Source organism: Stappia sp. WLB 29 (genome assembly GCF_023507705.1).
Lineage (GTDB): Bacteria > Pseudomonadota > Alphaproteobacteria > Rhizobiales > Stappiaceae > Stappia.
The window spans coordinates 61,801-82,387 of record NZ_JALBGD010000006.1 but is presented as its reverse complement, the minus strand read 5'-3'; the positions used below and the strand labels follow the sequence as shown (position 1 = coordinate 82,387).

General features: G+C 66.6%; 19 protein-coding genes. 9 read left to right on the top strand and 10 right to left on the bottom strand.

Annotated elements, in window-relative coordinates:
- The first annotated feature begins 1 nt into the window (after window position 1).
- Window positions 2-3,733, top strand: coding sequence for a methionine synthase (metH, locus tag MNI96_RS13145; protein WP_249693819.1), 3,732 nt, complete (start codon window positions 2-4; stop codon window positions 3,731-3,733).
- 91 nt (window positions 3,734-3,824) lie between these two features.
- Here metH and MNI96_RS13140 read toward each other — a convergent pair whose 3' ends face one another.
- On the bottom strand, window positions 3,825-4,904 hold the full coding sequence (locus MNI96_RS13140; protein WP_249693817.1) for a DUF2336 domain-containing protein: 1,080 nt from the start codon (window positions 4,902-4,904) through the stop codon (window positions 3,825-3,827).
- 231 nt (window positions 4,905-5,135) lie between these two features.
- Between MNI96_RS13140 and tsaA the strand changes: the two genes are divergently transcribed.
- Window positions 5,136-5,684, top strand: a complete 549-nt coding sequence (gene tsaA / locus MNI96_RS13135; protein WP_249693815.1) for a tRNA (N6-threonylcarbamoyladenosine(37)-N6)-methyltransferase TrmO — start codon at window positions 5,136-5,138, stop codon at window positions 5,682-5,684.
- Here tsaA and MNI96_RS13130 read toward each other — a convergent pair.
- Window positions 5,662-6,738, bottom strand: a complete 1,077-nt coding sequence (locus MNI96_RS13130) for an acyltransferase family protein (protein WP_249693814.1) — start codon at window positions 6,736-6,738, stop codon at window positions 5,662-5,664. The genes tsaA and MNI96_RS13130 overlap by 23 nt on opposite strands.
- 132 nt (window positions 6,739-6,870) lie before the next feature.
- Between MNI96_RS13130 and MNI96_RS13125 the strand changes: the two genes are divergently transcribed.
- On the top strand, window positions 6,871-7,827 hold the full coding sequence (locus tag MNI96_RS13125; protein ID WP_249694111.1) for a LysR substrate-binding domain-containing protein: 957 nt from the start codon (window positions 6,871-6,873) through the stop codon (window positions 7,825-7,827).
- Window positions 7,828-7,842: 15 nt separating this feature from the next.
- Window positions 7,843-8,184 (top strand): DUF2293 domain-containing protein, encoded by a 342-nt coding sequence (locus MNI96_RS13120; RefSeq protein WP_249693813.1) that lies wholly within the window; start codon window positions 7,843-7,845, stop codon window positions 8,182-8,184.
- Window positions 8,185-8,194: 10 nt separating this feature from the next.
- On the opposite strand, the gene MNI96_RS13115 is transcribed toward MNI96_RS13120, so the two are convergent.
- Window positions 8,195-8,809, bottom strand: coding sequence for an MOSC domain-containing protein (locus MNI96_RS13115; RefSeq protein ID WP_249693812.1), 615 nt, complete (start codon window positions 8,807-8,809; stop codon window positions 8,195-8,197).
- Window positions 8,810-8,983: 174 nt separating this feature from the next.
- A complete protein-coding gene (gene ettA / locus MNI96_RS13110) occupies window positions 8,984-10,633 on the bottom strand; it encodes an energy-dependent translational throttle protein EttA (protein WP_249693811.1) in 1,650 nt (549 codons plus the stop codon).
- A gap of 260 nt (window positions 10,634-10,893) precedes the next feature.
- Between ettA and MNI96_RS13105 the strand changes: the two genes are divergently transcribed.
- The 3 genes from MNI96_RS13105 to MNI96_RS13095 all read left to right on the top strand — a co-directional run bounded on the left by MNI96_RS13105 (window position 10,894) and on the right by MNI96_RS13095 (window position 12,927).
- Window positions 10,894-11,151 carry a hypothetical protein gene (locus MNI96_RS13105; RefSeq protein ID WP_249693810.1) on the top strand — a complete coding sequence of 86 codons (258 nt, stop codon included), beginning with the start codon at window positions 10,894-10,896 and terminating at the stop codon, window positions 11,149-11,151.
- Window positions 11,152-11,538: 387 nt separating this feature from the next.
- Entirely contained in the window at window positions 11,539-12,159 is a 621-nt protein-coding gene (locus tag MNI96_RS13100) for a sulfotransferase family 2 domain-containing protein (RefSeq protein WP_249693809.1), read from the top strand.
- 114 nt (window positions 12,160-12,273) lie between these two features.
- A complete protein-coding gene (locus tag MNI96_RS13095; protein ID WP_249693808.1) occupies window positions 12,274-12,927 on the top strand; it encodes an FkbM family methyltransferase in 654 nt (217 codons plus the stop codon).
- Here MNI96_RS13095 and MNI96_RS13090 read toward each other — a convergent pair.
- Window positions 12,870-13,628: a hypothetical protein gene (locus MNI96_RS13090; protein WP_249693806.1), complete on the bottom strand. Its 759-nt coding sequence runs from the start codon at window positions 13,626-13,628 to the stop codon at window positions 12,870-12,872. The two genes, MNI96_RS13095 and MNI96_RS13090, sit on opposite strands and share 58 nt — an antisense overlap.
- Before the next feature lie 112 nt (window positions 13,629-13,740).
- Here MNI96_RS13090 and MNI96_RS13085 point away from each other — a divergent pair, with 112 nt between their 5' ends.
- Window positions 13,741-14,718, top strand: coding sequence for a glycosyltransferase family 61 protein (locus MNI96_RS13085; RefSeq protein ID WP_249693804.1), 978 nt, complete (start codon window positions 13,741-13,743; stop codon window positions 14,716-14,718).
- Here MNI96_RS13085 and MNI96_RS13080 read toward each other — a convergent pair.
- From MNI96_RS13080 to MNI96_RS13065, 4 genes are all read right to left on the bottom strand, one after another.
- A complete protein-coding gene (locus MNI96_RS13080; protein WP_249693802.1) occupies window positions 14,705-16,021 on the bottom strand; it encodes a TRAP transporter large permease in 1,317 nt (438 codons plus the stop codon). The two genes, MNI96_RS13085 and MNI96_RS13080, sit on opposite strands and share 14 nt — an antisense overlap.
- Window positions 16,021-16,572 carry a TRAP transporter small permease subunit gene (locus tag MNI96_RS13075; protein WP_249693800.1) on the bottom strand — a complete coding sequence of 184 codons (552 nt, stop codon included), beginning with the start codon at window positions 16,570-16,572 and terminating at the stop codon, window positions 16,021-16,023. The genes MNI96_RS13080 and MNI96_RS13075 overlap by 1 nt, the downstream gene beginning before the upstream one ends.
- A 110-nt stretch (window positions 16,573-16,682) precedes the next feature.
- Window positions 16,683-17,705: a TRAP transporter substrate-binding protein gene (locus MNI96_RS13070; RefSeq protein WP_249693799.1), complete on the bottom strand. Its 1,023-nt coding sequence runs from the start codon at window positions 17,703-17,705 to the stop codon at window positions 16,683-16,685.
- Window positions 17,706-17,771: 66 nt separating this feature from the next.
- Window positions 17,772-18,317 (bottom strand): gluconokinase, encoded by a 546-nt coding sequence (locus tag MNI96_RS13065; protein ID WP_249693797.1) that lies wholly within the window; start codon window positions 18,315-18,317, stop codon window positions 17,772-17,774.
- Between the two features lie 125 nt (window positions 18,318-18,442).
- Here MNI96_RS13065 and gntR point away from each other — a divergent pair, with 125 nt between their 5' ends.
- On the top strand, window positions 18,443-19,462 hold the full coding sequence (gene gntR / locus MNI96_RS13060) for an HTH-type transcriptional regulator GntR (protein ID WP_283776482.1): 1,020 nt from the start codon (window positions 18,443-18,445) through the stop codon (window positions 19,460-19,462).
- Window positions 19,463-19,472: 10 nt separating this feature from the next.
- Here gntR and MNI96_RS13055 read toward each other — a convergent pair whose 3' ends face one another.
- On the bottom strand, window positions 19,473-20,510 hold the full coding sequence (locus tag MNI96_RS13055) for a glycosyltransferase family 10 fucosyltransferase (RefSeq protein ID WP_249693793.1): 1,038 nt from the start codon (window positions 20,508-20,510) through the stop codon (window positions 19,473-19,475).
- Window positions 20,511-20,587 lie beyond the last annotated feature (77 nt).

The window sequence follows — 20,587 nt, the reverse complement described above, 5'->3', positions numbered from 1 at the left end:
CATGCAAGACAAGACCAAGACCGCGGCGTCGGCCCTTTCCGCCGCCGCCCGCGACCGCATCCTCGTCCTCGACGGCGCCATGGGCACGATGATCCAGGCGCTCAAGCTGGACGAGGCCGGCTATCGCGGCGACCGGTTCAAGGACTGGACGCAGGACGTGAAGGGCAACAACGACCTGCTCAACCTGACGCAGGGCCCGGCGATCCGCGACATCCACGTCGCCTATCTGGAGGCCGGTGCCGACATCGTCGAGACCAACACCTTCTCCTCCACCACCATCGCCCAGGCCGACTACGCCATGGAGGAGCTGGCCTACGAGCTGAACCTCGTCGGCGCCCGGCTGGCCCGCGAGGCCTGCGACATCGTCACGGCCCGCGACCCTGCACGCCCGCGCTTCGTCGCCGGCGCGCTCGGCCCGACCAATCGCACGCTCTCCATCTCGCCGGACGTCAACAATCCTGGATATCGCGCCGTCAGCTTCGACGAGATGAGGGAAGCCTACGCGCAGGCCGTGCGTGGCCTCATCGACGGCGGCTCCGACATCCTGCTCGTCGAGACCATCTTCGACACGCTGAACGCCAAGGCCGCCCTCTTCGCCATCGACGAGGTGCTGGAGGAAAAGGGCGTGAGCCTGCCGGTGATGATCTCCGGCACGATCACCGACCTGTCCGGCCGCACCCTGTCCGGCCAGACGCCGGAGGCCTTCTGGTATTCGGTGCGCCACTCGCAGCCGTTCTCCATCGGCCTCAACTGCGCGCTCGGTGCCAAGGAAATGCGCGCCCATGTGGCGGAGCTGTCGCGCGTTGCCGATACGCTGGTCTGCGCCTACCCGAATGCCGGCCTGCCGAACGAGTTCGGCGAGTATGACGAAAGCCCCGAGGCGATGGCCGAGCTGGTCGGCGAGTTCGCCGCGAGCGGCCTCGTCAACGTCGTCGGCGGCTGCTGCGGCACCACGCCCGACCATATCCGCGCCATCGCACAGGCCGTTGCCGGCCACGCTCCGCGCAAGCCTGCGGAGCCGCCGCGCCGCATGCGCCTGTCGGGGCTGGAGCCCTTCGTGCTGACGCCGGAGATCAACTTCGTCAATGTCGGCGAACGCACCAACGTCACCGGCTCGGCCCGCTTCCGCAAGCTGATCAAGGAAGGCAACTACCCCACAGCCCTGGAAGTCGCCCGCCAGCAGGTGGAGAGCGGCGCCCAGATCATCGACGTCAACATGGACGAGGGCCTGCTCGACTCCAAGGAGGCGATGGTCACCTTCCTGAACCTGATCGCCGCCGAGCCGGACATCGCCCGCGTTCCGGTGATGATCGACAGCTCCAAGTGGGAGGTGATCGAGGCCGGCCTGAAGTGCGTCCAGGGCAAGGCGGTGGTGAACTCCATCTCCATGAAGGAAGGCAAGGATGCCTTCATCGCCCAGGCGAAGCTGGTGCGCCGCCACGGCGCCGCGGTCGTCGTCATGGCCTTCGACGAGCAGGGCCAGGCCGACACCCAGGCCCGCAAGACCGAGATCTGCCAGCGCTCCTACGAGATCCTGGTGAACGAGGTCGGCTTCCCGCCCGAGGACATCATCTTCGATCCGAACATCTTCGCGGTCGCCACGGGCATCTCCGAGCACGACAATTACGGCGTCGATTTCATCGAGGCGACCCGCTGGATCCGCCAGAACCTGCCGCACGCCCATGTGTCGGGCGGCGTGTCGAACCTGTCCTTCTCCTTCCGCGGCAACGAGCCCGTGCGCGAGGCGATGCACTCGGTGTTCCTCTACCACGCGATCGCGGCCGGCATGGACATGGGCATCGTCAATGCCGGCCAGCTCGCCGTCTACGACGATGTCGATCCGGAGCTGCGCGAGCTCTCCGAGGACGTGGTGCTGAACCGGCGCGCCGATTCCACCGACCGGCTGCTGGAGATCGCCGAGCGCTTCCGCGGCAAAGGCGGCAAACAGCAGGTGCAGGACCTTTCCTGGCGCGAGCGCAGCGTCGAGGATCGCCTGTCCCACGCGCTGGTCAACGGCATCACCGACTATATCGAGCAGGATGTCGAGGAGGCCCGCGCCAAGGCCGAACGCCCGCTGCACGTCATCGAAGGGCCGCTGATGGCCGGCATGAACATCGTCGGCGACCTGTTCGGCGCCGGCAAGATGTTCCTGCCGCAGGTGGTGAAGTCGGCCCGCGTGATGAAGCAGGCCGTCGCCTACCTGATGCCCTACATGGAGCAGGAGAAGCTGGAGCAAGGCCTCGAGGACATGCCGAGCGCCGGCAAGATCCTGCTCGCCACTGTCAAGGGCGACGTCCATGACATCGGCAAGAACATCGTCGGCGTCGTGCTCCAGTGCAACAATTTCGAGGTGATCGATCTCGGCGTCATGGTGCCGGCGGCGAAGATTCTCGAGACGGCACGCAAGGAGAAGGTCGACGTGATCGGCCTGTCGGGTCTCATCACCCCGTCGCTGGACGAGATGTGCCACGTGGCGGCCGAGATGGAGCGCGAGGGCTTCGACCTGCCGCTCCTGATCGGCGGTGCGACGACGAGCCTGATCCACACGGCGGTGAAGATCCACCCGAACTATCGCCGCTCGCAGGCCGTCTATGTAACGGACGCCAGCCGCGCGGTCGGCGTGGTCTCGAAGCTTTTGAGCAAGACGGATCGCGACGGCTATGTCGAGGCCTTGCGCGCCGACTACGCCAAGGCGGCGGAGGGGCATTCGCGCTCGCGCGGACAGTCCCGCCGCACCAGCCTGGAGGACGCGCGCAAGAACCGCTTCCGCCCGTCCTTCGACAGCTACCGGCCGCAGCGCCCCTCGTTCCTCGGCATCCGCCCGATCGAGGTGCCGCTTCAGGACCTGGTCGAGGTCATCGACTGGACGCCCTTCTTCTCCACCTGGGAGATCAAGGGCACCTACCCGGCGGTGCTGACCGACAACCGTTACGGGCCGGCCGCCAAGGCGCTCTACGACGATGCCCGCAAGATGCTCGACGAGATCGTCCGCGACAAGCTGGTGCAGCCCAGGGGCGTCGTCGGCTTCTGGCCGGCGGCCGCACGCGGCGACGACATCGTGCTCTACGAGGACGAGGAGCGGACCCGCGAGCGCACCGTGCTGCACACGCTGCGCCAGCAGATGGCCCGCGCCGAAGGCACCCGCGCCAATGTGGCGATGGCCGACTTCGTCGCAGCCGAGGACAGCGGCATCGCCGACTGGGTCGGCGGCTTTGCGGTGACCTCCGGCCATGGCGAGGAAGAGTTCCTCTCGCGCTACGTCAAGGCGGGCGACGACTACAACAAGATCCTCGCCCAGGCCCTGTGCGACCGCCTTGCCGAGGCCTTCGCGGAGAAACTGCACCAGATCGTGCGCACCTCGCTATGGGGCTATGCCCCGCAGGAGAAGGCCAGCGTCGAGGAGCTGATCGCCGAGAAGTATCAGGGCATCCGCCCCGCACCGGGCTATCCGGCCCAGCCCGACCACACGGAAAAGGGCACCCTGTTCGACCTGCTGGACGCGACACAGACCGCCGGGATCGAGCTGACGGAGAGCTACGCCATGTGGCCGGGCTCCTCGGTGTCGGGGCTCTACTTCGCCCATCCCGACAGCCACTATTTCGGCGTCGGGCGCATCGAGCGCGATCAGGTCGAGGACTATGCCCTGCGCAAGGGCTGGGACATCGCCACCGCCGAGCGCTGGCTTGCCCCGATCCTCAACTACGATCCGCTCAAGCTGGAGGCGGCGGAGTAATCCGCACCCTCGCCGCCGCTACAGAAAAACAGAACGGGCGGGACCGCGGTCCCGCCCGTTTTCGTTGGAAGACGTATGCCGAGCCTGCCGCTCAGGCGACCCGGCCGTGCCACTGGCTCAGCAGCAGGCGCGCCGACTGCAGCTTGATGCCCTGGAAACGGGCGAGGATGCGCGCGCGATCTTCCGCCTGCAGGCGATAGCGCCACGGCCCGATGTTCAACAGTTTTTCCACCGTCGAGAGCGCAAGGCCGGACGCCTTCGCAACGATCAGGAACGGGTCCGTGTCGACACGCACCATCCAGTGCTTGGCTTCCTCGATGCCGACGTCGCCGATCATCGCGAAAGCGGCGACCGCCTCCGGGAACCGGTCCTCCTCGGCAAAACGCACCAGCGTATCCTCGTCGATGCCGGGGCCACGGGCCAAGGCATAGACGCGCCCGATGGCGGTCTCGAAGTCGTAACGGCCGAGCCAGAATTCGTTCGAGAGCTTTTGCGCGGCGACACGGGCGGCACGCGGGACCTCGCCGCCCTCGGACGTGCCGGTCTCCAGCAGGCGCATGCGCACCCGCTCGCTCGCCAGCGCCGCCAGTGTCGACACCGCGTGCTCGTCGAGATCCTGACGATCGGCAAGCGCCATCTGCAGGTCCTCGTCGAGGCCGGAAGCTTGGATAAGCCCGAGAACGCCGCGGGCGGACAGGCTTGCCCCGCCGTTGCGCGCAACCGTGCGGTGGACGGCCGAACTGCCGCTCTCCACCAGCACGTCGGTGACCATCTCCGACAGGATCTCGCGCGCCGCGATCGCGACCTTGTGGTCCTCGCCGCGCTTGAGCGCGATTTCCACCAGATCCGCGTCGCGCAGCACCGTGGACTGTTCCAGCACGGGACGCGCGACCTCGATCTCGTCGTCGGCCAGACGGCGGATCGTGCCCTCGGGCGCCCGGCGCAGCGAGGCGAGGCGACCGGCGATGAAGGCGCGGGCCTGCATCTCCACCATGTCGGACAGGCGCACCAGCACCGAATCGTAGACCTCGATCTGTTCGTCCGAGCATTTCTCGGACGTCAGCGAGAACAGGGTCGCGACATTGCGTGCAAGCTCGTTGCGCCGCGCCATGTCCGGCTCGTTCGCCAGTGCTTCGAAGTTCACGAGCTCGGTATTTGGCATGTTCGGCATTGCTATTTCCCCGACCGAGAATCTTGGTTCGCTGTGGATAGCACGAGTCTCTTAAACAAAATATCGAAACGAACAGGTTATTACTTACCTATATTTTAGAAAAATACTTGATGAATTTGAAGTAATTTCGATTAAAAATTGAACCATGGCGGGATGCGCCAAATCGCGGGCAGGCGAAGGCCGCAAGGCATTGGACAAATCCCGAAGATACGCATCGGTCCGGAGGTCAAGGTGAGCGAAAGATCTGGCGAGGAAACGGTGGCGCGGCCCGGCGAGGAAGCCTTCGACCACGATCCGGCGCGAGGGCCGTTCGAGGCCGGCCTCGTCTTTATCGGGCATGTGGAAACGCCCTGGGCGACGCGCGCCCAGTGTCCGCGCAACGGCCGCGGCACCGATGCCGTGTGCCGCGTGCGGCTGAAGCCGGAATACCGCAAGGGGCTGAAATCGGTGGACGAATGCAGCCACCTCATCCTGCTCTACTGGATGCACAAGGCCAGACGCGACCTGGCGGTGCTCGCGCCCGGTTTTGCCGACGAGACCCATGGCTGCTTCGGCCTGCGCGCCCCGGTCCGGCCGAACCCGGTGTCTCTGTCCGTCGTGCAATTGCTGGAGATGACGCAGGACGGGTTTCTGGTGCGTGGGCTCGATTGCCTGAACGGCACGCCGCTGATCGACATCAAGCCCTATTTCGTGACCACGGACAGCGTGCCGGAGGCGCGGGTGCGCTGGCGCGACCGCCTGAAGGACGCCGAAGCGGTCAGCCCGCCGGGCGACGCCTGAGCGACAGGGCCCGCAGCCGCGCCCACTCGCCCGCCCCGCGTATCGCCCGCGCCGCCGGCCGCTCCACGCCCACGGTCAGCACCAGTGCCGCAAGCGCGACCCCGGCAAGAATGACGGGCGCCGAGACTGAAAGCCCCAGCACCGGCGTCAGAAGGAAGAAGCCCGCATAACCGATGTGCTGGTGCAGCAGGTAGAACGGATAGGTGGCCCGCCCGGCAACAGCCGCCGGGCCGACGGGCAGCCAGGGCGCGTCCAGCCGCGTTGCCAGCGCCAACACGACCAGCGAGACGGCAACGATGCCGGCGACGGCAATCGGGGAGAACGGTTCGCCGCGATAGAGCTCGACCAGCCCTCCGGCGAACAGGATCGCTGCGGCAACGGCCTGTACGAAGGCCGCCGCAAGAACGAGGCTCGCCCCCGCCTCTCCGCGCTCGCGCGCCCGCAGCATCATCCCGAAGGCGAAGAACCCGGCAAAGTCGGTCAGAAGAAGCCGGCGGAGGATATCGCTGCCGAACACGGCCTGATCGAGCGCTGCAATCGCCAGCCAGGCAAGGGCCACGGCCACCTGATGCCGCGACCACAGGCCGAAAAGCATCAGCAGCCCGACCCAGCCGTAGAACAGGATCTCGGCGACGATGGACCAGTAGGCCCCGTCCATGAAAGGCTGGCCCAAAAACGGCGGCAGCATCGTCAGGTTGGCGAGATATTGCGGTAGCGACAGGGGAAAGCCGAGCGCCGGCACGGCAAGGGTGACCAGCGCCGTCAGCGTCATCGCCACCACATAGACCGGCCACAGCCGCGCGATGCGGGCAACCGCGAAGGTGAAAGGATCGCGCCCTTCCGTCGAGATCGAAATGACGTAGCCGGAGATGGAGAAGAAAACCGAAACGCCGAGATAGCCGAACCGCGCCCAGTCTCCCGGCTCGCCAGCCCCGGCGACGGGGCCGGCCTCGCCGGTGACCTGCATGCGAAAGCCGTAGTGGAACCAGGCGACCGCCGCGACCGCCGCCACCCGCATCAGATCGAGACCCGGCCGTCTTGCGGCAGCGCTCATTGCATCCACTCCCCTCGCCTCAAGCGCGGAGTATCGCCGGTTCCCGGTTAAAGGGAGTTGAAACGACGGGCCGCCAGTCTGATCAGCATCAATCGCATTGAAGGCCGGGCGCGATAAGCTTATCCAATGGCGATGATCACGCTTCGCCAGCTGCGCTATTTCGATGCGCTTGCCCGCCACCTGCATTTCGGCCGCGCCGCCGAAGCCGTCGCCGTGTCCCAGCCGGCGTTGTCCATGCAGATCCGCGAGCTGGAGGCGATCCTCGGCGTTGCGCTGGTCGAGCGGCGACCGGCTGGCGTTCGCCTGACGGGGGAAGGACAGGAGATCGCCCGCCGGGCCCGGCGCATCCTCGCCGAAACCCGCGATCTGCTCGATTACGGCCAGCATGCCAGTCAGGTGATGAGCGGCACGCTCCGTCTCGGCATCATTCCCTCCATCGCGCCCTATCTCCTGCCGCGTATCCTGCCGGAGCTGACCCGCAGCCATCCGCATGTCGAGCTGCAGCTGCGCGAGACGCTGACCCAGGCGCTGGTCGGCGAATTGCTGCAGGGCGAGCTCGACGTCATCCTGGCCGCCCTGCCCGTCGCCGGCGCCGAATTCGAGACCCGGCCGCTGTTCCAGGACCGCTTCCTGCTGGCCGTGCAGTCGCGCCCCGATCTCGACGAACGCCAGCGCGTCGACCCGAGGACCGTCAACGGCTCCTCGCTGCTGCTGCTGGAGGAAGGCCACTGCCTGCGCGATCAGGCGCTGAACTACTGCGAGGGATTGCAGCCGACCGCCCGCTCCGGCTTCGGCGCCACCAGCCTGTCCACGGTAATGCAGATGGTCGCGGCCGGCTATGGCGTCACCCTGCTGCCCGAGCTCTGCGCCTCGGTGGAAGTGCGCGACGAACGGGTGGCGCTCCTGCGCTTCCAGGAACCGCAACCCCAACGCACCGTCGGTCTGATCTGGCGGCGTTCCTCTCCGCGCAAGCGCGACTTCGAGGCGCTCGGCGCCTGCATCCTGGAGGCGCTGGAACCGGGCGGCCAGCCGCTCCTGCCGCCTGTGGTCGGAAAGGATCCTCGCGCCGGACATTGGCCCGATGCCTGAGCGGAGCGTGCTGCCATGATGTCGGGCGGGAAAGCCTCAGGCGGCACGCGCCGCCAGAAGGAGATGCGCAAGGCGCTGCGGGTGACCGTGCCGCGCATCCCTTTTGTGGATGCAGAACCGGTGCTGGCCGGGGCGCTTGCCCCGCATCTGCGGCACATGCCACCCTCTGTCGCTGTATGGCTTGCGCTCGTCGCCCATGTCCGCCACGTCCATAGCGACTACGACGCGCTGCTCGATGAGGGCTACGAGCGCGATGCGGCCCGTTATTTCGCGCTGACGTCGATCAACGACACGCTGCTCGACTGGGGTGCGACGCGGCAGGTCAGCGCGGACGAGGAGGAGATCAGCGAGGACTGAGGTCGCCCCTTCAGCGATAGAGCCAGTGCTCGGGAATATGCGCGGTGACCGCCTCGCCGGGGCGGATGACGCCCGGTCGTTCCACATAGGCGACGAGGCCGCGGCGGCGACGCGCCGTCTTGGGAAACAGCAGGTCGATGCCCTCGCGGTCGGGATAGTGCTCGGCGATGGAGGCTCCGGCGATCCGGCAGGGCATGTTGTCGCCGTCGACCCTCAGCACCGCTCCGCCGGCGAAGACGAGGCGCGTGCGCGGCGGCACCAGCGACAGGCGCGGCAGGCCTTCCAGCAGGATATTGCCGCCGATCCACTCCGCCTCGATGCGCGGCAGGCCCATGTCGGCGGCGACCTCGGCCAGTTCCTCGACGGACAGGATGGACACCTGGCGCTCGTTGCACATTTCGGTGCCGCGCGGATACCAGGGCTCGCGCGAGCCCGAGCGGCGGGTGTAGCCGGTGTGGCGCCCTCCGGGGATGCCCTCGAAGCAGAGCTTCAACGCCGCCGTCCAGGTCGTGCGGAAGTCGTCCGGCGTCTGGGTGGCGAGCACCTTGACGGTGGTGGCGCTGAGCCTGCGCGCGGGCACGCTCTGCAACTCGTCCATGTGCTCGCGTCCGAACAGATCCGCCATCGCTCACCTTCCTGCCTCATCGCCCGCAGGCAAGACCTGCGCGGGAACACGAGGGATACAATGAGTCCTGCAGGCAGGAAAGCCGCGCGTTTTCGACCGGCGGAAGGCAGAAAGAAAACGGCGGCGCGAGACCCGCACCGCCGTATCCTGTCGTGAGCGTGTGTCGCTGGCGCCTCAGCGCGTCAGCGGCTTGTACTTGATGCGGCGCGGGTCGGCGGCATGGGCGCCGAGGCGACGCACCTTGTCCTTCTCGTAGTCCTCGAAGTTGCCCTCGAACCACTCGACATGGCTGTCGCCCTCGAAGGCGAGCATGTGGGTGGCGAGGCGGTCGAGGAACATACGATCGTGGCTGATGACCACGGCGCAGCCGGCATAGTTCTCCAGCGCGTCCTCGAGGGCCGCCAGCGTCTCGGTGTCGAGGTCGTTGGTCGGCTCGTCGAGCAGCAGCACGTTGGCGCCCTGCTTCAGCACCTTGGCAAGGTGCACGCGGTTGCGCTGTCCGCCGGACAGATTGCCGACCTTCGCCTGCTGGGCCGGGCCCTTGAAGTTGAAGGACGAGCAGTAGGCGCGCGAATTGATCTCCTTGCCGTCGAGATAGATGATCTCGTGGCCGTCGGAAATCTCTTCCCAGACCGTCTTGTTCGGGTCGAGCTTGTCGCGCGACTGGTCGACATAGCCCAGATGCACGCTGTCGCCGATGGTGACGGTGCCCGAATCCGGCTTTTCCTGGCCGGTCAGCAGCTTGAACAGGGTCGTCTTGCCGGCGCCGTTCGGGCCGATGACGCCGACGATGCCACCGCGCGGCAGCTTGAACGTCAGGTCCTCGATCAGGAGGCGATCTCCGAAGCCCTTGGAGACGTTCTCCAGGTCGATGACGTTGTTGCCGAGCCGCTCGCCGACCGGGATGAGGATCTGGTCGATGGTCGGCAGGCGCTCTTCCTGCTTGGAGAGCAGGTCCTCATAGGCGCGGATACGCGCCTTGGACTTGGTCTGGCGGCCCTTCGGCGACATGCCCATCCACTCGCGCTCGCGGGCGATCGCACGCGAACGGGCCATGTCCTCACGACCCTCCTGCTCCATGCGCTTGGTCTTCTTCTCCAGATAGACCGAATAGTTGCCCTCATAGGGAATGCCCTGGCCGCGGTCGAGCTCCAGGATCCAGCCCGTGACGTTGTCGAGGAAGTAGCGATCGTGGGTGATGATCAGCACCGAGCCCTTGAACTCGCGCAGATGCCGCTCCAGCCAGTGCACCGTCTCGGCGTCCAGGTGGTTGGTCGGCTCGTCGAGCAGCAAGAGGTCCGGCTCCGACAGCAGCAGCTGGCAGAGCGCCACGCGGCGACGTTCGCCGCCCGACAGGTTGTCGACCGCAGAATCGGACGGCGGGCAGCGCAGGGCCTCCATCGCCATCTCGACCTTGCTCTCGAGGTTCCACAGGTCCTCGGCGTCGATGATGTCCTGGAGCTTGGCGCCCTCTTCCGCCGTCTCGTCGGAATAGTTCATCATCAGTTCGTTGTAGCGGTCGACGATCGCCTGCTTGTGGGCAACGCCCAGCATGACGTTCTCGATCACCGTCTTCGTCGGGTCGAGCTGCGGCTCCTGCGGCAGATAGCCGATGCGCGCGCCTTCGGCCGCCCACGCTTCGCCGGTATACTCCTTGTCGAGGCCGGCCATGATCTTGAGGAGCGTCGACTTGCCCGCGCCGTTCGGGCCCAGGATGCCGATCTTGGCGTCCGGGTAGAAGGACAGGTGGATGTTGTCGAGGACCTTCTTGCCGTTATAGGCCTTCGACAGACCGTGCATGTGATAGATGAACTGGCGCGCCATAGGTGCTTGCCGCTCCATTCTGGACATGAGGGGAAACTGGCCGCTTCTTAGTCGATGGCGGCCTTCGGGGCAAGGGAAAGTCCCCGGACGCAAGCCCTTTCGGCCCGCCCGGCCTCCTTTCGCGCCCCCTTGCCGCCCGCCTTGCCAACCGCTTTGCGGATGTGCCGGATCGGCACGAAGGCCGTGCCGCCACGTTTACCTCCCGTTCACCCTCGATCCGCATTCTGGCAGCGGGCTGGGCCCTCAGAAGGATTCAAGTCATGCGTATCCCGAGACCGGCCGGACTTGCCGGCGTTCTTGCTCTTTCCCTGCTGGTCGCCGCCTGCGGCTCGAACCGTTTCGAGCGCGGCGTGACGGGCGGTGCCATCGGCGGTGCGGCCGGCGCAGGCGCGCTGGCGCTGGCCGGCGGTCCCGTTCTGGCCGGCATGGCGGCCGGCGCCGTCGGTGGCGCTGCCATCGGTGCGCTGACCAACGAGTGCCAGATCGATCTCGGACCGCAGCGCCCCAACAACTGCTGAGGCGGTACCGACGCACACGCCGAAACAGGCTTTCCCCGCACACAGAAGCACGTCCACGGGACCGGCATGTCGAAGGACAGGGCCGGTCCCGCGCTTTCGCGCGCCCGCCGGCTGCTGGTGCGCCGACCCGCAACGCGGCGCAACACCCTGATATCGCGAAGTATCTTCTCACGCCCCCAACTGCAACCTTGCATTCTACCGAGCAAAGTTCATCGTAAAAAATTACAATATCAGACAAAATGCTGGATTTCGCATCCAATCGGGTCATATTTTCGCCAAAAGAGACCAGCCAATGACCCCGGCAAGGCCGAGGCAACGCCCAACAGCAACGGGACGGACAGAAGTTTGCTTGTTCCGCAGAACACAAGACAGGCCTTCTTCAGGCGCATGAAGGCGAACATCCTTTTCCTGCATGTGCCGAAATGCGGCGGATCCTTCGTGGAGCAAGCCTTCCTGCCCTGGATCCTGAAATGCCCCTCGCGCCGCATTCGCGATGCCCGCGGCCACCTCACGTACTGCGAATATGCAAAGGTCTTCGACCGGCACCGGGTCGATCTGTCCGCCATGCATGTCTTTACCGTCGTGCGCAATCCCTGGGATTGGCACGTATCCTGGTTCCACTATCTCAAGGAAGATCTCGGCCGCGGCCAGTCGGGTATGCCCACCGAGGTGGAGCTGTTTCAGAACTACGGCTTTTCCGATTACCTGCGCTGGCTGGCGGACGACGAGGCGCCGACCTCCCCCACCCGTTACATCCGCAAGCAGCAGCTCGACTACCTGACCGACGCCGAAGGTAAGATTGCTGTCCAGCGCATCCTGCGGCAGGAGCGGCTGGCGGATGACCTTGCCAAGATGACGGCGGAGCTGGACCTTGCCGTCACCGTTCCCGAGCGCCGCGCCAATCCGTCCTCGCACGGCCACTACCGCGAGTATTACGACGACTTCGGGATCGACCTGATCGCCAGGCGTCACAGGGACGACATCGAGACCTTCGGCTATACGTTCTGAAGTGTCCTGCGGCAGGTCGCGGACTTGCAATTCGCCGCCCAAGCTGCAATGGCTCAGTCAGGCGCCCGCAAGGCGACCGGCCGTTTCGTTCCTTTCGCGAGTTCACGATCCCCAATGGGCTTCAACCTGATCCGCTTCGCCCTCGACCCGCACTACCGGGCCGTCAAGCGCTGGAAACTCGCAAAGGGCGACGAACGCCTGTTGACCGACGTATCGCTGGACGGAAAGTCTCTGGTCGTCGACGCCGGCTTCTACAAAGGCGACTTTTCCGCCCGCATCTCCCAGAAGGGCTCCCCGAAGGTTCTGGCCTTCGAGCCGGCGCCGGAATTCTGCGAACGCGCCCGCCCGCTGCTTGCCGCCATGCCGAACGTGACGCTGGACTGCGCCGGCCTGTCGGATTTCAACGGCACGGCGAAGCTCGTCTACGACAATGACGGCAGCAGCACCCAGCGGCGGCAAGAGGGCGAGAGCGTCGAAGTCCAGCTGCGCCGCGCCTCGGACGTCGTTCGCGCTGCCGGCCGGCCGATCGACCTGATGAAGCTCAACATCGAGGGCGACGAATACCCGGTCCTGGAGAACCTGATCGCGGAAGGCCTGATGGGGGAGGTGCGCCATCTCATGGTGCAATTCCACCTGATCGACGGCACCAGCCGCGAGCGCTATGCACGCATCGCCGAGGGCCTGTCGAAGACCCACGACCTTGCCTGGCGCTATCCGTTCGTCTGGGAACGCTGGGACCTGCGCGACAGCGTCTCGCCGAGCAGGTAGAGCCGGCGGCGAATGCCGTCGCTGAAGCGCAGCCGGCGACCGTCGAGATGACCGACCGTGCGCGGATGGCCGTAGGGGCCGTAGATATAGCCACCGCCGACATGGCGGCAGAGCCCGCCTTCCAGCCCGACCGAATGCCCGTCCGGACCCTTCAGCAGCGGCAGCACTACCTCGCGATATCGCGCGATGTCGAGGATGTGCGGGTTGTTGGACCGCCCGCTGATCCGGCAGATCGGAAAGTCGGCATCGCCCGCCGGCTCCAACCCCAGATCGAAGGCGGCCGGCCGGTTCCGCCGCTTGTTGAAGCGCAGGTAGTCGATCCCGCGCGTCCGCATCTCGTCGACCATACGGTCGAGCGAATGATGGATGCGGCTCTTCACGAAGACGAAATCATGCTCCAGCTGCATCGCATAGGCGCCCTCGCAGACCTCCAGCGAGCGGGAGAAGCCGTCGAGCATGCCGTTGGTCTGCACCAGCTCGAAGGGAATGTCCGGCAACCCGTCGCGGATCGTCGCGACCCAGGGCTCGAATATGTCCGGGTTCGGATTGGGATCGATGAAGATGCGGGTGACGATACGGTGACGGCTGTCCTTGCCGAAGACATCGAAAAACGAGCGCACGGCATGCTGGGCAAGGCAGTGGGACGGGTCCCGCGATGCCACGTTGGTGAAGACGTTGAGGTTGAAGACCTCAGACTTCATGCGGACTCCATGCTTGCTTTCCCGCTGCGCCGCCCGTAAGCGTGGCGCGTCGCGACCCATTTCGCAGCCTTATAGGTGGCCCGACGTGTCAAAGCCAGTCCCGGGAAGCTGGATGAAGCGGCTGGACGCCGTGCTCATGCCCGCTCTCTTCCGGGCGCTGGCGAGCCGTCTGATGCTGCCGGCCTGGCCGCGTACGCATCTTACCGAAGGCCGCATCGAGCGCATCGGCGAAGAGGTGGCGGCAACTCTGCAAGGCCACGACCGGCTCGGCTGCCTGCGCGTTTCCGGCCCGCTCGACATCGACCCGCTTTCGGGCCTCCTGTTCGACGATGCCCGCCTGGTCGCCCCGCAGCCGGGCGAGGAGCTTCTGCCCTGGCAGAAAGCCCGGCCCGACGTGACCCGGCGGCTGCGGATGAACCCGGTGCGGCGCGAGCCGCTGACCGTGCTGCATCACGGCGACGACGGCACGCTCGCCGCTTTCTGCTCCGACGTGCTGCCGCGCTTTTTCGCGCTCGACCATTTTGCCCTGCCCCAGGACCTGCTCGTCGTGGTGCCGGTCTCGATGGGAATGACCGACCATTTCCAGGACGCGCTCACCGACGGCGTGTTCCGGCCGCGCCCGGTCGAGTTGATGCGCCAGGGCCGCGTCACCCGCAGCGGTGCGGTCTATGTGATCGAGCGGCCGCTCGGCCATGCCGGCATCCTTGCCCGGATCGCGGCCAAGCTCGCGGCAGTCTATCCATCGCACGGCGCACCGGGAGAGCCGACCGATCTCTTCCTGTGCGATGGCGGAGCCCCGCGCGCCGAACGGCTGCTGGCCGGGCACGCAGAGCTTCGCAAGGCAGTGGCCGACAATCGCCTCGACATCGTCGACCCGTCCGATCTTCCCTTGCGCGCGCTGGTAGAGCGCCTGCGCCGCGCCCGTACACTGTTCGCCCCGTCCACCGGCGAGCTCTCGGCAGCCGTCCTTGCCGACGGCACGCTCCAGCGTCTCGTCGAGATCGCCGACCCGTCGCGCCGGCCCGATCCGCGTCCGGCGGTGATCGCCGCCGGGCTCGGTCTCGCTCTGGAGCGCCTCAGCGCCCGGTGATGCCGGGGAAGACGATCAGCATCGCCACGGCCAGGATCTGCAGGCAGATGAAGGGCAGCAGCGAGCGGAAGATCGTCGCCAGCGTGATCCCGGGGGGCGCCACGCTCTTGAGGTAGAACGCGGCCGGCCCAAAGGGCGGCGACAGGAACGACACCTGCATGTTCATGCAGAACAGCACGCCGAACCACACCGGATCATAGCCGAGCTGGACGATGATAGGCACGAAGATCGGCATGGTCAGAAGCGCGATGCCGACCCAGTCCAGGAACATGCCGAGGACGAACAGGATCAGCATCATGAACAGCAGGATGACGATCGGATAGTCCGAGATCCCGGTGATCATCGCCGAGACGAAGCGGATGCCGCCCATCAGGTTGAACACGCCGACCAGCGCGCTGGCGCCGATGCCGATCCACACGATCATGCCGACCGTCTGCAGCGTCTGCAGCGCGGCGCCCTTGAGCAGCGCGAGGCTGAACTCGCCGCGCACCACCGTCGACAGCAATACTCCGGCCACCCCCACCGCCGAGGCCTCGGTCACCGAGGCGATGCCGCCATAGATCGAGCCAAGTACGCCGCCGACGACGAGCAGGGGCAGGATCAGTCCCTTCAGCAGGCGCAGCTTCTCCGATAGCGGCTCGGCCGGTCCGTCGGCAATCGGCGCGAGCGAAGGATTGAGCCGGGCCCGGATCAGCACATAGGCGACGTAGAAGCCAGCGAGCATCAACCCCGGCATGAAGGCCGCGGTGAAGAGATCGCCGACCGAGACGTTGGCCGTCAGCCCATAGATGATCAGCACGATGGACGGGGGCACCATGGTGCCGAGCGCACCGCCGGCGCACACGACGCCGATGGCCAGATGCTTGTCGTATCCGAGCCGCAGCATCTGCGGCAGCGCGACCAGTCCCAAAAGCACCACCTCGCCGCCGATGATACCGCTCATGGCGGCAAGGATCACCGCGACGAGAATGGTCTGGACGGCGATGCCGCCGCGCAGCCGCCCGCCGAGCAGGCGCATGGCATCGAAGAGGTCTCGGGCGATGCCGGAGCGGTCGAGGATCGCCGCCATCAGCACGAACATCGGCACGGAGACGAAGACGAAGGAGGAGACGAAGGAATAGACGCGGCTGGTGATCAGCGGCACCACGGTCGGCCCGAACCAGCCGAGCGCGAAGATCAGCGCCACGAGCAGGGTGACGAAGGCCAGCGGAATGCCGGTGACGAGCAGCCCCAGCAGCAGGGCGAACATCAGGAAGGTGCCGGCCTCGATCCCGAGCGGCTGCAACGAACCGAAGACTTCCATCAGCGCCGCCCCTTCGCGTAGTTCACCGCAAGCACCAGAAACTGCAGGGCCATCACCGCAAGGACGACCAGCAGGAAAACCTTGAGAAGGCCGGGAAACGGCGGATCCCAGGCACTGCCCGAACTCTCCAGGCGGAACGAGCCGTCGGGGCGGAATGCGGCGCGCTGAACCATCAGCCACGCGGCATAGGCGAACATCGCGCTGGCGGCAGCGCAGATCAGAGAGATCGCGATGTCGAACAGGCGGCGGGCGCGGGGCGGCAGCACGTCGTAGATCAGCACCACACGGATGTGCCGGTCGCGGACGGTGCAATAGAGCCCGCCATAGATGAAGGCGACGCCGCAGAGAAAGATCGTGGCCTCGTGCGCCCAGATGGTGGGCGCGTTGAAGATATAGCGCAGCGCCACCTCGTTGAGGAGGATCGCCATCGACGCGACGATGCCGATGGCGAAGACCAGCCCGCCCCGGTCGATCAGCCGCCCGAGCAGACCGGCTTCCTCGATCGCACCGGCTTCCTCTGTGTGCCCCGGAAGCTCCGGTTGCTCAGACATGCGCTCCTCCCCGTTGCGGAATCCCGCGTGCCCCGGGTTCTCCCTCCCGGGTTGCGGTCAAAGAGACGGGCGCGACCGCTGCCGCGCCCGCCGAAAAGTGCTCCGATGCCTTACTGCATCAGGCCCTTTTCTTTCAGATAGCCGGTGAGCGTATCATAGACCTTGCGGGCGCTCTCCGAACGCTCCGCGACCTTGGCCCATTCGCCGGTGGCGATGGTGCGGAACTTCGCCCGCTCCTCGGCCGGCCAGTCGCTGACGGTGATCTTGCCGCCGGCCTTGGCCGCCTCGACGGCCTTCATGTCGTTCTCGGCAAGAGCCGCCACCTGCACCTGCGCGAAGGCCGCAACGCTTTCCTCCAGAGCGGTCTTCAGGTCGTCGGGAAGCGCGTCCCACTTGGCCTTGCTGATGGAGATCTCGACCAGCGGCATGGAGTGGAAGCCCGGATAGACGGGGTTCGGCGCCACGTCGTGCAGGCCCTGCGCCTGGTTGGTCGAGAAGACCGAATAGTCGGCCGCGTCGATCACGCCCTTGTCGAGCGAGGTGAAGACCTCGGAGCCCGGCAGGTTCACCGGCGCAGCTCCGGCCGCGGCGAAGACCTGCTGCACCAGGCCTTCCGGCGCGCGCACCTTCAGGCCCTTGAGATCGTCGACGCCGTTGAGCGGCACCTTGGAGACGAAAGCCTCCAGACCTGGCGTGGTGGCACCGATGAAGTGCAGGCCATAAGGCTCCAGCAACTCGTTCATCAGCTCCTTGCCGCCGCCGCTCGACATGAAGTCGAACATTTCCTCCGGAGCCGACCAGGCGCCGACCGGATTGGCGATCAGGCCGAAGGCCGGGTCCTTGCCGGAGAAATACGACGTGTCGGTGACGTGGCCGTCGAGAATGCCGGCGGCGATGGCGTCCTGCGTCTCGTTGTGGGCGACGATGGATTCGACCGGCAGAAGCTCGATGACGACACGGCCGCCGGTCTTCTCCTTGACGCTCTCCGCCCAGCCCTGCTGCAGGATGAAGTTGGGGTTGCCGGCCGGATCGGACGACTGGAACTTGAAGCTGAAGTCCTGCGCCAGCGCGCCGGTGGCAATGGCCGTGCCGGCGATGGCCGCAACAGCTAGGGTACCGAGTTTCCTGAACATCCTGTTTCCTCCCTTGGATGATCCATCGGGGCGGGCGCGACCCGGTTCCGGCCGCCCAGTCCCGTCTTACTGCGAAGCAAGCTCCGCAAGTCTTTCCAGCGTCCGGCCTGCAAGCTCCTCGACCGGAGGGGAAATGGAAAGGGTGAGACCGCGCTCGTCGCCCGCCAGCGGCTCCAGCGCCGCAAGCTGGCTGTCGAGCAGGCTCTCGCCCACGAAATGGTCGTCGCGCGCCGCCAGCCGCTCGGCGATCAACGCGCGGTCGCCCGAAAGATGCACGAAGAACGGATCGCCAAGCGCCGCCCGCAGCCGGTCGCGATAGGCGCGGCGCAGGGCCGAACACGCCACCGCCACCATGCGCCCTGCCCGGTGCTGCTCGCGCGCGGCCGCCGACACCGCATCGAGCCACGGCTCGCGCTCGGCATCCGTAAGGGCAAGCCCGGCCGCCATGCGCGCCTTGGCGCCTTCGCTGTGGAAATCGTCGCCCTCGACCAATGCACCGCCCAGTCGCTCGGCAAGCAGACGGGCCAGCCGGCTCTTGCCGGCGCCGCACACTCCCATGACGATGACGACGGCCTGCCCCTCAGGCTGGCTCGAAAGCTGCGGCAAAGACACGTGGCAGGCTCCTCCTCTTGCCCAAAGTCTATCATGGTAGCGCTAACATTTGTCAATGCGATTTTTTCTGCTACCTTTCAAAGAAACCTTGACCATTCCCGTAATAGACTGAAAGGGCGAATGATTTGGCGGTGACAATCGCAGATGTCGCTCGCGAGGCCGGTGTTAGCGCTATGACCGTTTCGCGTGCGCTGCGCGAACCGGAGCGCGTCTCCGCCAAGTCGCTGGAGAAGATCCGCAAAGTGATCGACCGGCTCGGCTACGTGCCCGATCCGGCCGCCCGGGCGCTGGCCGCCGGGCGCACCAATGTCATCGGCGTCATCGTCCCGTCCGTCACCAACAACGTCTTCGCCGATGTCATGTCCGGCATCTACGGCCAGGCGGAAGGCACGGACTGGCAGGTGCAGCTCGGCAACTCGCGCTACTCGCCGCTGGAAGAAGAGCGGCTGGTGCGCACCTTCCTGAGCCAGCGGCCCGCCGGACTGATCGTCTCGGGCATCGACCAGTCGGCCGCAACGGCCGTGATGCTGCGCCAGGCGAGTTGCCGCATCGTCCAGATCATGGAGACCGGGCCCGACCCCTTCGACATGATGGTCGGCTTTTCGCACCTGGAAGCGTCGCGCGCCGCCTCGCGGCATCTGCTCGCCGCCGGTTACCGTCGTCCCGGCTTCATCGCCGCCCGGCTCGACCCGCGCACCCAGCGCCGTCTCGAGGGATTCCGCGATGTCGCCCGCGAAGCGGGCGTCCTCGATCCGGGGCGGATCATCACCACGCCCCGCGCCTCGACCGTCACGCTCGGCTGCGAACTCACCGCCGACCTGTTGGCCCGCGCGCCGGACACCGACGCGATCCTTTGCAACAATGACGATCTCGCTCTGGGGGCCCTGTTCGAATGCCAGCGCCGTGGGCTCGACAGTCCCCGCCAGATCGGCATTTGCGGCTTCAACGACCTGGAGATGATGGCCGTCGCCAATCCGGCCGTGACCAGCGTCCGCACCTACCGGCTCGACATGGGACGCAAGGCAATGGCGATGATGATCGATGCATTGGCCGGCCGCGAGGCCGAGCGGCGCACAGTCGACCTCGGCTTCGAGGTGATGGCGCGCGACAGCACCCGGCGCGGCGGATCGGCGAACCCGGCCTAGGGTCCTGCCCCTAGCCGCGCTCGAACAAGGCCAGATGCAGCCGGTCGGCCGCCCGCCGCAGCGGTCTCAGCGCCTGCGTCAGCCGGCGATAGGGCGCGCGGGCCGGCGGGCGGATCGCCTGTGCCTCGGCCAGCGGGGTCGGCGCGCCCTCCCCGCGCCCCTTCACCAGCCGGTCAAGCACCGGGAACACCTGGTGCTCCTCCATCAGTCGGCGGCGGTTCTCGCGCATCGCCGCTTGCACCTCGGGCCGCGACACCGGATCGGCCTCCACCACGGCGAGCAGCGTCTTCAGCGCCGTTTCCGGCCGGGTGATGTCGAGCGCAGTGAAGCCGAGCGGATCGAAATAGCGCTCCAGCCCCGGTCCGCCGGCAACGATCGGATAGGCCCCGGCCAGGAGCGGATCGGCGAGTTTTTCCGTCCAGCAATGCGGATCGAGATTGTTTTCCAGCACCAGGTGGTAGCGGTAGCCGTCGAGCCCCTCGGCCTTGTCGTCGATCTCGCGAAAACCGCGCCCGTAGATGTCGAGCCGCTCGCCCAGCGCCGCCTTGGCACGGCGCAGAAAACGGAGCCGGCGCACCTGGTTGCGGTTCAGAGCCTTGGTCGAGCAGACGGCCGAGATCAGCCCGCGCACCGGCCCGCAAGGAACAGGCCGCGCGGCAAGCTCGGCAAAGCCGAGCCGCGGCGAACCGCCGGCGGATGCGCCGAGCCCCGTCCCGTAGAACCACGGCGAGGATGGCTGCATGTGCAAGGCCTCGCCGTCGAAACCCGGCAGCGGCGAGGAGGTGACGGCAATTCCGAACTGCGAGATGAAGGCTGGATCGTAGTGCTTGATCGACACCGGCTCGGGCAGGAAGACGATGCGGCGCTCGCGCGGCAGAAGCGTCAGCAACCCGCGCGGCGGCTGGTCGTAGACCACCAGCCAGTCGGCCTCCTCCCCCATCCCGTTGCCGGGCACGAGCCGAATGTCGCCCCATCGCCCGCCGCCGTCCCGGCTTTGGCGCAGCAGAAAGTCGAAGGACTGGGCGGTGGCGAGCTGGATGACGGTCATGCCTGGAAGGCCCTGCGTTTGCTGTGTCCTGCCGGAAAGATCCAGCTTCCCGCAGCGATAGCGCATGGCGACATTCC